We start from the raw sequence: 13,805 nt of genomic DNA, 5'->3' as shown, positions 1-13,805 counted from the left end.
CCGGCTCAGACCGGCAGACCCACGACGAAACGTGCGCCAAGCGGGTCAGAGGTGACGTCGGCATCGGTGGGCCGGATGTTCTCGGCCCAGATCACGCCTTCATGCGCCTCGACGATCTGCTTGGAGATCGACAGGCCCAGGCCCGAATTGTTGCCGAAATCGTTCGCGTCCCGCTGCGAGTAGAAGCGGTTGAAGATCTTGGTCAGCGCCTGTTCGGGAATGCCGGGGCCGGTATCCTCGACCACGACCACCACGCGGTTTTCCCGCTTGCGCGCCCAAAGACGGATCGCGTCGCCTTCCTCGCAGAACGAGGTGGCGTTGGTGATCAGGTTCACGAAAACCTGGGCCAGCCGCGCTTCCAGCCCCATGATGACAATCGGGTCCTCGGGGAAATCGGTGATGAACTCCACGCCCTTCTGCCGCGCCTGTTCGCCCAGGTAATGCGCCAGGTTCTCCAGCATCTGGATCAGGTCGAAGGCTTCCTGCTCCTCGCGCACCAGTTCGCTGTCCAGCCGCGATGCGTTCGAGATGTCGCTCACCAGCCGGTCAAGGCGGCGCACGTCATGCTCGATCACGTTCAAGAGCTTCTCGCGCTGGTCCTCGCGCTTGGCCACGCGCATCGTGCCCACCGCGCTGCGCAAGCTGGCCAGCGGGTTCTTGATCTCGTGCGCGACATCCGCCGCGAACTGCTCGTTGCCGTCGATCCGGTGATAAAGGGCGGTCACCATGCCCCGCAACGCGCCCGAAAGCCGTCCGATCTCGTCGGGACGCGCGGTCAGGTCGGGAATGCGGACGCGTCCGCCGCCATTGTTGTTTCCGTTGCGGTTGCGCGCGCCCCCCACTTCGGCGGCGGCAGCCAGCTCCGACAGCGGATTCGCGATGGTCGAGGCCAGGATCAGCGACAGGCCGACGGAGACCAGCGTCGCGACCAGGAACATCTGCAGCACGCGTTCGCGCTCCATCCGGCTCAGCTTGTCGATCTCGCCCGATGCGCTGGCCAGCGCGACCACGCCCACCGGCCGGTCGCCCTGCAGGATCGGCGTCGCCACGGTAAACACCGTCGCGCCATCGCTTTCGCCCCGGCCCACCTGCGTGCCCTCGTTCAGCGCGTCGTCGACCATGCCTTGCGCCAGGGCCTCCACGCTGACTTCCGTCTCGGTGCTCAGGATCGCCGAGAACGGCGCCGATACCCAGTTCCATACGTGATTCAACGCGTCGGTGATCACCGTGGGCTTTTCCGGCACGCCCGCGTTCGGCCGTGGCAGGCGGCCTTCGGTCCGTCCGACCAGCTGACCCGCGCGGTCGTAGACCAGCACGTCGATGCCCTGCTGGACATCCAGACCGTCCAGCGTGCCCGCCACGTCAAGCCCGTCCATCGCCACAAGGCTGACGGGCGCCCCCTCGGGCAATTGCGCCTCGAACACGTCCGCGATCAGTTCCACGTCGCTTTGCAACCCGTCGGCATGCTGCTGCGCCAGCCCGTCGCGCGACGAGTTCAGGTACAGGATGCCCGCGACCAGCACGTTCAGGGCAATCAGGTTGAACGTGATGATCTTCCGCGTGAGCGACCCGCCACCGCTGCCGAAGTAGCCCCGGCGCGCGCGGCGCCTGCGGACCTCTTCCTCGACGACGTTCTCCGGCGCCACGAAATCATCGCCAAGAACGACGCCGTCATCGTCATTCAGCGAGTGATCGCGCACCTGGAAGCCCTCCGCCAATGCCATGTTTCAGGCCATCATTCCTCGTTGTAACGATACCCGATACCGTAAAGCGTTTCGATGGCCGAAAATTCCGGGTCCACCATCCGCAGTTTCTTGCGCAGACGCTTGATATGGCTGTCGATGGTCCGGTCGTCCACATAAACCTGGTCGTCATAGGCCACGTCCATCAGCTGATCGCGGCTTTTCACGAAACCCGGGCGCTGCGCCAGCGCCTGCAACAGCAGGAATTCCGTCACCGTCAGCGACACGTCCTGGCCTTTCCACGACACCGCGTGACGCAGCGGGTCCATGCGCAACTCGCCACGCTCGATCACCTTGGTTTCCTCGGTGTCGGCCACCACGTTGCCGTCGACCGCGTCCTGCCGGCGCAACAGCGCGCGGATGCGCTCGACCAGCAGGCGCTGGCTGAAGGGTTTCTTGACGTAGTCGTCCGCGCCCATGCGCAGGCCCAGCACCTCGTCGATCTCGTCATCCTTGGAGGTCAGGAAAATGACCGGCATCGCCGATTTCTGCCGCAGCCGTTGCAGCAGGTCCATCCCGTCCATCCTCGGCATCTTGATGTCCAGCACCGCCATGTCGGGCAGCTTCTTGCTGAACGCCTCATAGGCTTGCTGACCGTCATTGTATGTTTCGACCTCGAAGCCTTCCGCCTCGAGAGTCATGGACACCGATGTCAGAATATTCCTGTCATCGTCCACAAGGGCGATTTTTGACATAATGATTTCCTTGTACTGCTCGATTGCCTGCTTTTTTCCAATACTATGATCCGTTTTCGCCTTTTTAATCAATCCCAAACTGCGAATCAGACACGCTTTCCCAACCATCTGACGCGAAAATGTCTTAGGAATGGCTAAATTGACTCACTTTATCGGCCGGCGGTTGCAGGCCCGTTGCGGCGGCTCGCCGATGGTGGCGCTAACGATTGGCATGGTGGCGCTAACGCCTGATTTGATTGCGCTAACTGTGCATTTGCGTCCTGTTCAATCATAAAACCGTCATGTTAAGAGGCCCGCGACACATCCGGCACGGGCCGGAGTCTCGCCGCCAATTTCGGCGGACCTGCATGGCCAGAACCGCCACGATGGCGGACGGCCGGAACTCAAGGAGCGCACGCATGTCAGCAGGACGGGTCAATCCCAACTTTACCCTCGAGCACCAGGGGATCACGGGCCTCGGCCAAGTGCATTACAACCTGATCGAACCCGCCCTGATCGAAGAGGCCCTCCGCAAGGGCGAGGGGCGCCTCGGCAAGGGCGGCACCTTCCTCGTCTCGACCGGCCAGTTCACCGGCCGCTCCCCCAAGGACAAGCACGTCGTCAAGACCGACAGCGTCGCCGACAGCATCTGGTGGGAAAACAACGCGCCAATGACGCCCGAGGCGTTCGACCAGCTCTATGCCGACATGGTCGCCCACATGCAAGGCCGCGACTATTTCGTGCAGGACCTCGTCGGCGGCGCAGATCCGGCGCATTCGATCAACATGCGCATGGTCACCGAACTGGCCTGGCACGGCCTCTTCATCCGCCACATGCTGCGCCGCCCCGAGCGCGAGGCGCTGGACAGTTTCACCGCCGACTTCACCGTCATCAACTGCCCGACCTTCAAGGCCGACCCGGCCCGGCACGGCTGCGTGTCGGAAACCGTGATCGCCATCAACTTCGACCGCAAGCTGATCCTGATCGGCAACACCGAATACGCCGGCGAGAACAAGAAATCGGTCTTCTCGGTGCTGAACTACCTGCTGCCGGAAAAAGGCATCATGCCGATGCACTGCTCGGCCAACCACGCCAACGGCAACCCCGTGGACACCGCCATCTTCTTCGGCCTCAGCGGCACCGGCAAGACCACCCTTTCCGCCGATCCCAACCGCACGCTCATCGGGGATGACGAACACGGCTGGTCCGATCGCGGCACCTTCAACTTCGAGGGCGGCTGCTATGCCAAGACGATCAACCTCGACCCCGAGGCGGAGCCGGAAATCTACGCCACGACCGAGAAATTCGGCACCGTGATCGAGAACATGGTCTATGACGAGGAAACGCTGGAACTCGACTTCGCCGATGACAGCCTCACCGCGAACATGCGCTGCGCCTACCCGATGAGCTACATCTCCAACGCCTCGGAAACAGCGCTTGGCGGGCACCCCAAGAACATCATCATGCTGACCTGCGACGCGTTCGGCGTGCTGCCTCCCATCGCGCGTCTGTCGCCAGCGCAGGCGATGTACCACTTCCTGTCGGGCTTCACCGCCAAGGTCGCCGGAACCGAGCGCGGCCTGACCGAGGCCGAGCCTACCTTCTCGACCTGCTTCGGCGCACCCTTCATGCCCCGCCGCCCCGAGGTCTACGGCAACCTCCTGCGCGAAAAGATCGCCAAGCACGGCGCGACCTGCTGGCTGGTCAACACCGGCTGGACCGGCGGCGCCTACGGCACCGGCGAGCGGATGCCGATCAAGGCCACCCGTGCGCTGCTGACAGCCGCGCTTGACGGTTCGCTGAACGAGGTCGAGTTCCGCAAGGACCCCAATTTCGGCTTCGAGGTTCCGGTCAGCGTGCCCGGCGTGCCCGAGGTCCTCCTGGACCCGCGCCGCACCTGGGACGAGGGCGCGGCCTACGACGCGCAGGCCGACAAGCTGGTCAAGATGTTCGCCGACAATTTCGAGCAGTACGTGCCCTATATCGACGAGGACGTGAAAGCCGCCGCCATCGGCTGAGGCTCACACGCCCCGCCCGGGCCGACATTGCCCCCGTGCCTCCGGCGCGGGGGCTTTTTCAAACCGGGCGTTCGTGGCTGCCCGGCGCTGTCGCGGCTGATCTTCATACTGAACGGCTGGCCCGCCGTCCCGGACCCAATTCGGGACCTCCTCCCACAATCCTCCAGCGTAGGGTGGGTGAAAACCCACGCGTCTCCCCGGCTGGAATGCAAGAACCCACGCGCCCCGCCCCCGTAGGGTGGGTGAAGACCCACCCGGGCGCCACGCTACTTCGGCGCCGCCTTGTTCAACGGGCTCTCCACCGGCGGCGGCGCCACGTCCATCACGCCCAGCGCGTCGAACCCGCCCAGCACCGCATCCACGGCAATCGTCGCCAGCACGATCCCCATCACCCGGCTGATCACGCTGGCCCCCGTGCTGCCGATCACGCGGTGCACGTATGTCGCCGCCAAAAGCAGCCCCAGCGTCATGAGCAGCACCAAGAGAAGCAGCCCCGCCGTGATCGCCTGGTTGGCCAGGGACTCTGTGTGGTTGTCCGTCAGGATCACGATGGCCAGCATCGCACCCGGCGACGCGATCGACGGCATCGCCAGCGGAAACACCGCGCCCGCCAGATGGTCGCGCTCGGCCTCCTCGATCTCACGCGCGGGCTTCGACTCGCCGAAGATCATCGTCATCGCGAACAAAAACAGGATGATCCCGCCCGCGATCTGGAACGATCCCAGCCGCAGCCCCAGCGATTCCAGCAGGAACTGCCCGCCCACCAGGAACGCCAGCAGCACCAGCGCCGCAATCGCCACCGCCCGCAGCGCAAAGCGCCGGTGCAGCGCCCGCGGCACGCCCTGAACCGCAAACAGGAACACCGGGATCGACCCCACGGGGTCGATCACCACGATCAGCGTCACCAGTTCTCTTGCAAGGGCAGCCCAGTCCATCGTGTCGGATCTTTCCGGTTGAATGTGACGCGCGAATGCAGCGCGGCGGACCATCGCTCCGCGTCTCACACATATCCCATGCCGAAGCAGGATTGAACCTCGCAGGACGCCCGGAGCACCGCCAAAGCGCCTTCCGGGCCCCTCGCTGACGCTTTCTTGATCTCCCTTTTGGCGCACGGCGTGCCAACTCACCCCCAACGGGGTCGACGTGCTGGCCCGCGACCTCAACCTCCTTCTCGACCGGATCCCGACCATCATCGGCAGACTGGACATGGCCCCGGGCAAGGTCGTCGCCGCAACCGACGACGTCATCGCCCTGCAAGGCGATCCGCGCAGCTCCCTCGACAGCGTGGTCCCGGACATGCGCCGCCTCGGGCAGGCACCATAGGGTGGGTGAAAACCCACGCCACCCCGCGCCGCCGCTACTTCGGCAACGTCCCTTCCAGGACATAGCGCAGGATCTCCACCACCTGCCCCGGCTCGCGCGTCACGGCCAGCGCCGCGGCGTCCACCTCCTTCAAGGCGTGGTCATGCTCCGGCGGCTGCAGAATGATCAGCGACTTGCCCATCGCGCTGGCATAGCCTGCGTCAAAGGCCGCGTTCCACTGCTTGTACTTGTCGCCGAACCGCACGACCACGATGTCGGCTTCCTCGATCCCCTTGCGGGTCCGGATCGCGTTCACCATGGCGCCCTTGTGGTCGTGCCAGTACTTGTTCTCTTCCGCTCCCAGGATCGTCACGCCGCAATCGTCGCTGGCGCCGTGATCCGTCACCGGCGCGGAAAACTCCACGTCGAGGCCCCTGGCCCCTTCGATGATCTGCTCGCGCCAGTCGGTATGGATCTCGCCTGAAAGATATACGCTCAGCATCTGATGTCCTCCTTGTTCAGTGTCGCCGCACAATCTGCATGCCGCGCCGCGGATGACAAGGCGAACGCGGCACAACATCCACTCGTAGGGTGGGTGACAACCCACGCGCTTCCGCGTGCGCCGTACCGCGATCCAGTCTCACCCGCGCAGCGTGCCGCCCGTGGCCTTAGTCACCTTCTCGACGATCCTCGCCGACACCGCCTCGATATCCGCGTCCTTCAGCGTCTTCTCGGTCGGTTGCAGCCGCACCGTCAGCGCCAGGCTCTTCTTGCCCTCGCCCAGGCTGCCGCCGATGAACTCGTCGAAGACCCGCACATCCTCGATCAGCGCCTTGTCGGCCCCGGCCGCGGCATTGACCAGCGTCAGCGCCTCCACATCGGCATCCACCACGAAGGCGAAATCGCGTTCCACCACCTGCAGGTCGCTGATCTTCATCGCGCCCCGGTTCGCGTCGGTGTTCCGCGGCTGCGGAATTTCCTGCGGGTAGAGGGTGAACCCCACGACCGGCCCCTTCACATCCATCTCGCGCAGGACCTTCGGATGCAACTCGCCAAAGACGCCCAGCACCTTCTTCGGCCCCAGGCAGATCATCCCGTGCCGCCCCGGGTGCCACCATTCGGACGCCCCGCGCAGAATCTGAACTTTCGCCGGCGCGTCCAGCGCCCCCAGGACCGCCTCGGCATCCGCCTTGGCATCGTACAGATCCACCGGACGGCTCGCCTTGTGCACGTCCTTCGGCCCGGTTCGGCCCACCAGGATACCGCTCACCTGCACGTGCTGCTCTCCCGGTTCGCCACCGTGAAACGCGTGGCCCAGCTCAAAGAGCGCCAGGTCCATCGCCCCCCGCGCCTGGTTGCGTGCCGCGGCCCGCAACAACCCGGGCAGCAGGTCCGGCCGCATATGGCTCATCTCGGTGCTGATCGGGTTGGCCAGCATCGTCGCGTCGCCGCCCCCGCCGAACAGCGTCGCACTCTCCTTGTCGATGAAACTGTAGGTGACGCACTCGTTATAGCCCAGCGACGCCGCCATCCGCCGCGCCGCCCGCTCGCGCTGCTGCGCGGTGCTCAGGATCGGCTGCGGCACGCCCGCCTGCATCCGCGGCATCGGGCGACCTTCCAGCTTTGTCAGCGAGGCCACCCGCGCCACTTCCTCCACCAGATCGGCCTCGCCCATGATATCGGGCCGCCAGCTTGGCACGTGGGCGGTGTTGCCCTCCATGCGAAAGCCCAGCCGCGTCAGCGTCTGGCGCTGCTCGGATTCCGGGATCTCCATGCCCACCAGCGACTGCACCCGCGCGGCATCCAGGCGGTACGCCCGCGCCACGTCGGGCACCTCGCCCGCCACCACCAGGTTCGACGCCTCGCCGCCGCACAGGTCCAGGATCATCTGCGTCGCCAGGTCGTGCGCTTCCATGTTGAACGCCGGGTCGATCCCCCGCTCGTTGCGATACCGCGCGTCCGAGTTGATCTTCAGCCCCCGGCCCGTATGCGCGATCTGGATATGGTCCCAGACAGCCGCTTCGAGGAACACGTTCGTCGTCTCGGCCGTACAGCCCGTCGCCAGCCCGCCCATGATGCCGCCAACGCTCTCGATGCCGTTCTCGTCCGAGATCACCACCTGCCCTTTCGAGAAGGTGTATTCCTTCTCGTCCAGCCCCACCAGCGTCTCGCCCCCACTGGCGCGATGCACCCGCAGGTTTCCCGCCACCTTGTCGGCGTCGAACACGTGCAGCGGCCGATTGCGGTCATAGGTGAAGAAATTGGTGATATCCACCAGCGCCGAAATCGGCCGCAGCCCGATGGCCCGCAGCCGGTCCTGCAACCACTTCGGGCTCGGCCCGTTGGTCACACCCCGGATCAGCCGCCCGGCAAAGACGAAACAACCGTCCGTCCTGGTATCCTCGTCGATGCTGACAGTGATCGGGCACGGAAACTGCCCCTCCACATGCGCGCGCGGCGCCTCCTTCATGGTCCCCAGCCCCCGCGCCGCTAGATCCAGCGCGATCCCCCGCACACCCAGCGCGTCGGGCCGGTTGGGCGTGATCGCGATCTCGATCACCGGGTCCACCTTGGCCGGGTCGTTCTCGGCCAGCCAGTCGACGAACCGCTCACCGACCTCGCCCGAAGGCAGCTCGATGATCCCGTCATGCTCGTCCGACAGCTCCATCTCGCGCTCCGACGCCATCATGCCGAAGCTCTCGATCCCGCGGATCTTGCCCACCCCTATCGTGGTGTCGATCCCGGGCACGTAGACGCCGGGCTTGGCCACCACGACGGTGATGCCTTCGCGCGCATTCGGCGCCCCGCAGATGATCTGTTTCACGCCCTCGTCGGTGTCCACCTGGCACACCCGCAGACGGTCCGCATCGGGATGCTTTTCGGCGCTCACCACCTTGCCGATGGTAAAGTCCGCAAGCGTCTCCGCCGGGTTGGAAATCTCTTCCACCTCGAGACCAAGATCGGTCAGCGCCTCGGCGATCTCCGCCACGCCGGCAGTGGTCTCAAGATGGTCTTTCAGCCAGGACAGGGTGAATTTCATCGTCTCTCATCCATGCGGGTTCAAACTTGTCCCGGGCGCTTTACCGGATATGTCCCGCGCTTGAAAGAGGGCACCGCAGCGGGGGGCCAGCCCCCCACGTCGAAACCCCGGTTTCGACGCCCCCCCGGGATATTTCCGGCCAGAGGAAGAAGAGTGTTGCACACACCTTCCCCTGGCCGCAAGATATCTTCGCCGGAGGCCCCCACCTGCCAGGAGGTGCATCGCCGGGTCAGCCCGTCGCACCGGGGCTCCCGCGCCCGAGGAGCCGCCCGGAGGGCGGGCGACGAGACATCCGGCGCGGCGCAGCCGCACCACCTTTCTAGAAGCTCATGATCCCGCGCCGCACAAGGTTCAGGCCCGCGATGACCAGCACCGCCAGCGTCAGCCGCCGGAACAGGCGCTGGTCGATCCGGTCCTGCAGCATGAAGCCGATCCCGAGGCCAATCAGCGCCGGCACGATCAGCGACAGCGACAGCGGCAGCGTGGCGCGGTTCAGCACGCCCGAGACGGTATGCGCTCCGGTCAGCAACACCGCCCCCATGCCGTAGATCACGCCCTGTACGCGCATCTGCTCGGTCTTCTCGGTGTCCAGCGCGGTCAGCATCGCCACGGTCGGCGGCCCCCACACGCCCGAAATCCCGCCGAAGAACCCGGCCACCGCACCGATCCCCGCTTCCACGCGGCGGCCGGGGTTGGGCGGCAGCCGCAAGGGCCGCCCGGCCAGCGCAAAGCCCGCGTAGATGATGATCGGCACCCCGATCAGCAGCAGCATCACCGCCTCCGGGATCGCCCTCACAAGCTGTGCCGAAATCAGCATTACCGTCATCCCGGCCAGCAGGAACATCCGGAACCGCGTCAGGGACCCCCAGGCCGCACGGACTCCCTGCCGCAGCGCCTGCCAGCCGTTCGAGGCCAATGTCGGCAGGATCAGCCCGGCCAGCGCCACCTCGGGCGGCATCACCGTGCTCAGCCCCGAGATCACCACCATCGGCATGGCGAATCCCACCACGCCCTTGACCAGTCCGCCCAGCACGGCCACGCCCCAGGCGAACGCCATCACCATCAACCAGTCAGGGCCGAGCAACGCATCCATGCGCCTCTCGTACCACTTTTCCCAGGGCGCGCACGGCCTAAATCACCGCCATGACTGCCGGAAATCCATGCGGACCCACCGCACCCCGCGACACGACAGCGCAATATTCGACCAAATTGCACGCCGCGTGAGCATAATAGTTGCGCTGCACCTGCGAAATGGCTATGCCGGTGCGGCGAAAACCGAAGGAGCTACCCCATGGCGCATGACGGACAGGACGTTGACCTTTCGACCGAGATCCTCCTGAAGGACCTGCTGGAGCTGACCGGCAAGGCTGTGGCCCCGGCCGAACAGATCCTCGACAAGGCCAGGGACGCCCTGCGCGACCTCGTCACGGTCGAGGGCCGCGTGTCTTCCCGCGCCGTGGAACAACACCAGACCGCCAGCCACGGCCTCGCCTGGCTCGCCACCTACGTCGAATCCCTGCGCCAGATGCAGGGCTGGGCGACCCGCCTGCAGGACGAGGGAAAATTTGGCGAGGTCGAGCAACTCATTCACCAGATCGCCTTCGGCGAGTACCTCAACCAGATCCGCGGCGGCATCCCGATGAACCAGGGCGAGGTTCTGCGCCTGCAGGACATCGGCCTCAGCCAGGACGACATGCGCGTCCTGACGACTCCCGAGGTCCAGACGCTCACGCAGTCCGGCAACACCCAGGCCGCCCGCATCCGCCTTGTCGAACTGATGCAGGAACGCGCCGCCGAGATCACCGTCGGCGCCACCGGCCTCGACGAAGAGCTCGAGATGATCCGGGAGCAGTTCCGCCGCTACGCCGTCGACAAGATTCTGCCCGAGGCGCATGAATGGCACCTCAAGGACGAACTGATCCCGATGGAGATCATCGAGGAACTCGCGGAAATGGGCGTCTTCGGCCTGACCATCCCCGAGGACTTCGGCGGCCTTGGCCTGTCGAAAGCCTCGATGTGCGTCGTCTCCGAGGAACTCAGCCGCGGCTATATCGGCGTCGGCTCGCTGGGCACCCGCTCGGAAATCGCCGCCGAACTGATCATCGCCGGCGGCACGCCCGAGCAGAAGGAAAAGTGGCTCCCCGGCCTCGCCTCGGGCGAGATCCTGCCCACGGCCGTCTTCACCGAACCCAATACCGGCTCGGACCTCGGATCGCTCAAGACTCGCGCGAAACAGGACGACAACGGCGACTGGATCCTCAACGGCAACAAGACCTGGATCACCCACGCCGCCCGCACCCACTTCATGACCGTGCTGGCCCGCAGCGTGCAGGGCACCGACGACTACAAGGGCCTCAGCATGTTCCTCGCCGAAAAGACCCCCGGCACGGATGAAGAGCCGTTCAAGGATCCCGGCATCTCGGGCGGCGAGATCGAGGTGCTGGGCTATCGCGGCATGAAGGAATACACGGTCAATTTCGACGACTTCAGGGTGAAGGGCGAGAACCTTCTGGGCGGCGAAGAAGGCAAGGGCTTCAAGCAGCTGATGGAGACCTTCGAGTCCGCCCGCATCCAGACCGCCGCGCGCGCCATCGGCGTGGCGCAGAACGCGCTGGATCTCGGGATGCAATACGCCCAGGAGCGCAAGCAGTTCGGCAAGGAACTGATCGAATTTCCCCGCGTCGCCAACAAGCTGGCGATGATGGCCGTGGAAATCATGGTCGCCCGCCAGCTGACGTACTATTCGGCCTTTGAGAAGGACGAGGGCCGCCGCTGCGATGTCGAGGCCGGCATGGCCAAGCTCTTGGGCGCCCGCGTCGCCTGGGCCGCCGCCGACAACGCGCTTCAGATCCACGGCGGCAACGGCTTCGCGCTGGAGTACCCCGTCAGCCGCGTGCTCTGCGACGCCCGCATCCTCAACATCTTCGAGGGTGCCGGCGAGATTCAAGCACAGGTGATTGCACGAAGATTGCTCGGCTGATGTTTTCGCAGACCGTCCGGTGGACGGTCTGCCTCGCCGGCACGCGAGATCCAGGCACAGGTGATTGCAAGACGGCTCCTCGGCTGACGATGTCACAGACCGTCCAGTGGACGGTCTGCCGCGCCGGCACGCGAGATCCAGGCACAGGTGATTGCAAGACGGCTCCTCGACCGACACCCGCGCAAGCCTGCGTAGGGTGGGTGAAAACCCACGCCGCGCCGCCCCCCACCCGTTTCACCCAAACGCCCTTGCCATGCCTGGCACACCCGCCGACGCAACGCTCAGGCCGGTCCCCCAACTCACGCCCCTCACGGGATCAAATCGTCCGTCTCCAGTTCAACCCCATTTTCTTCGTACGAAGAAAATCCCCCAAGAAAATTCGTACGAATTTTCTCCAGCCGCCGGTCCGGAAAATCGCGGCGTCGTCAGCCCGCGCAAGCCACCTGCACCTGTTGCAACCCCGCGCCCCCGCCGCGCAGACGAAAGCTCGGCCTCCCCGGCTCCACATCCGCAGGCGTGCCGGGCACATTCAGGTCCCCCACCTACAGATGGCAGAACCGCGACAATCGCGCGATGATCCGGGGCGCGCCCCACGCCCTGTCGGCCAGCCTTCCGCCCGGCCCCCTAGCCCCGTCATGATCCGGCAAGATCGCCGATCCCGCCAAAGGCATCGGCCCGCGTCAGAGGCCCCGGGATCGCAGCAGTCCCGCAATCCTTGCCCATGTCGCAGGGCCACCGCGGACATCATCTCACGGTGGCAACGCTGCCGCCACATGCGCATTGCCCGCTCGCGTAGAGTGGGTGAAACACACCTTTGCTTAACAAAACCCACCTTTGATGGCCGAAACCCGGCACGCGGCCAACGGCCCGGATCACGCCACCCGGTTTCCCCGGCTCCACACCGCCCGCAAGGCCGGCACGCCGCCGCGCAGGTCGAACCGGATCAGGTCCGCCCGCTTGCCGACCGCGATCTCGCCCCGGTCCTGCAACCCCACGGCCGTCGCCGGCGCCGCCGTCACCGTCGCCAGCCCTCGCGCCATGTCATCCCAGTCCTGTCCCAGCTTGACCGCCGCCAGCAGCAGGGCCGAGGGCACGTAATCCGACGACAGGATATCGAGAAGCCCTGCGCGGGCCAACTCGCCCGCCGCCACGTTGCCCGAATGCGACCCGCCCCGGATGAGGTTCGGCGCCCCCATGATCACCGCGATATCCCGCGCGTGGCTGGCCTCCGCCGCCTCCACCGTGGTCGGAAACTCCGCCATCGCCACGCCGTACTCTTTCGAGGTCTCCACCTGCGCTTCGGTCGTATCGTCATGGCTCGCCAACACCGCGCCATAGCGCGCCGCCTCGCGCACCGCCGCCGCCTCGTGCCGGTCGCCATTGGCATCGCGCAGCGCCTTCAATTGCGCGACATGCTCTTCGAATTCTACGTCCGACAGTGCGTGCTTGCCCTTCATGTAATCCGCCAGCTTGGTGATGTCCCGGAACTGCCTCTGCCCCGGCGTGTGGTCCATCAGGCTGACGATGCCGACACGGTCTTCCGGGCCGAACTCCGCCATCTCCTCCTCCAGAGTTTCCGAACACACCTCCGCCCGCAAGTGCAGGAAGTGACTGATCTTCAACGCATCCTCCTCGCGCAGCGCCCAAAGCTCGCGCGCCAGTCCCCGCGCATAAGCCTTGTACCGCCCCCGCCCCGTGGGGATCGACCCCACCCGCATCGCGTCGAACACCGTGGTGATCCCGGTGCTCGCCAGTTCCGCGTCATGCGCCAGGATGGCGGCATTGTGCGGCCAGTCCACCTTGGGCCGCGGCTGGATATGCCGCTCCAGGTTGTCGGTATGCAGCTCGATCAGCCCCGGCGCCACGAAACCGGCCCCGCAGTCCACCGCCCCGGCGGGCACCGCGTCGCCCTCCTCGATCCCGGCGATCGCACCCTCCTCCACATGCACGGCCCCGGTCATCACCCGGTCGCGCAGGATCACTTGCGCATTGGCAAGGCAAAACGTCTCTGTCATGGAACCATCACTTGTCTTGAAGTTGAAACAGGGG

At 65.6% G+C, this 13,805-nt stretch carries 10 protein-coding genes; 3 read left to right on the top strand and 7 right to left on the bottom strand.

Annotated elements, in window-relative coordinates; all coding sequences use genetic code 11:
- Positions 1-5: 5 nt before the first annotated feature.
- Positions 6-1,724, bottom strand: coding sequence for a sensor histidine kinase (locus FIU85_RS15210; RefSeq protein ID WP_152493612.1), 1,719 nt, complete (start codon positions 1,722-1,724; stop codon positions 6-8).
- Between the two features lie 11 nt (positions 1,725-1,735).
- Complete coding sequence (locus FIU85_RS15205) at positions 1,736-2,437, bottom strand: response regulator transcription factor (RefSeq protein ID WP_152493613.1); 702 nt, start codon at positions 2,435-2,437, stop codon at positions 1,736-1,738.
- A 398-nt stretch (positions 2,438-2,835) separates the two neighbouring features.
- Between FIU85_RS15205 and FIU85_RS15200 the strand changes: the two genes are divergently transcribed.
- The gene (locus tag FIU85_RS15200) at positions 2,836-4,434 is read left to right on the top strand and encodes a phosphoenolpyruvate carboxykinase (protein WP_152497503.1); all 1,599 of its coding nucleotides are present in this window, start codon (positions 2,836-2,838) and stop codon (positions 4,432-4,434) included.
- Positions 4,435-4,700: 266 nt separating this feature from the next.
- Here the strand turns inward: FIU85_RS15200 and FIU85_RS15195 are convergent, their stop codons facing one another.
- Positions 4,701-5,369, bottom strand: coding sequence for a MarC family protein (locus FIU85_RS15195; RefSeq protein ID WP_152493615.1), 669 nt, complete (start codon positions 5,367-5,369; stop codon positions 4,701-4,703).
- Between the two features lie 208 nt (positions 5,370-5,577).
- Here FIU85_RS15195 and FIU85_RS15190 point away from each other — a divergent pair, with 208 nt between their 5' ends.
- On the top strand, positions 5,578-5,757 hold the full coding sequence (locus FIU85_RS15190) for a hypothetical protein (protein ID WP_152497502.1): 180 nt from the start codon (positions 5,578-5,580) through the stop codon (positions 5,755-5,757).
- A 34-nt stretch (positions 5,758-5,791) separates the two neighbouring features.
- Here the strand turns inward: FIU85_RS15190 and FIU85_RS15185 are convergent, their stop codons facing one another.
- The 3 genes from FIU85_RS15185 to FIU85_RS15175 all read right to left on the bottom strand — a co-directional run bounded on the left by FIU85_RS15185 (position 5,792) and on the right by FIU85_RS15175 (position 9,869).
- Entirely contained in the window at positions 5,792-6,238 is a 447-nt protein-coding gene (locus tag FIU85_RS15185) for a YtoQ family protein (RefSeq protein WP_152493617.1), read from the bottom strand.
- Positions 6,239-6,376: 138 nt separating this feature from the next.
- Positions 6,377-8,776 (bottom strand): phenylalanine--tRNA ligase subunit beta, encoded by a 2,400-nt coding sequence (pheT, locus tag FIU85_RS15180; protein WP_152497501.1) that lies wholly within the window; start codon positions 8,774-8,776, stop codon positions 6,377-6,379.
- 319 nt (positions 8,777-9,095) lie between these two features.
- The gene (locus tag FIU85_RS15175; protein WP_152497500.1) at positions 9,096-9,869 is read right to left on the bottom strand and encodes a sulfite exporter TauE/SafE family protein; all 774 of its coding nucleotides are present in this window, start codon (positions 9,867-9,869) and stop codon (positions 9,096-9,098) included.
- A 198-nt stretch (positions 9,870-10,067) separates the two neighbouring features.
- Here FIU85_RS15175 and FIU85_RS15170 point away from each other — a divergent pair, with 198 nt between their 5' ends.
- Positions 10,068-11,756 carry an acyl-CoA dehydrogenase family protein gene (locus FIU85_RS15170; RefSeq protein WP_152497499.1) on the top strand — a complete coding sequence of 563 codons (1,689 nt, stop codon included), beginning with the start codon at positions 10,068-10,070 and terminating at the stop codon, positions 11,754-11,756.
- 872 nt (positions 11,757-12,628) lie between these two features.
- Here FIU85_RS15170 and FIU85_RS15165 read toward each other — a convergent pair.
- Positions 12,629-13,771 (bottom strand): alpha-D-ribose 1-methylphosphonate 5-triphosphate diphosphatase, encoded by a 1,143-nt coding sequence (locus FIU85_RS15165; protein ID WP_152497498.1) that lies wholly within the window; start codon positions 13,769-13,771, stop codon positions 12,629-12,631.
- Positions 13,772-13,805: the final 34 nt, after the last annotated feature.

Source organism: Roseovarius sp. THAF8, assembly GCF_009363735.1.
Lineage (GTDB): Bacteria > Pseudomonadota > Alphaproteobacteria > Rhodobacterales > Rhodobacteraceae > Roseovarius.
The sequence above is the reverse complement of the archived record's forward strand: the minus strand, read 5'-3'. Positions and strand labels throughout refer to the sequence as shown.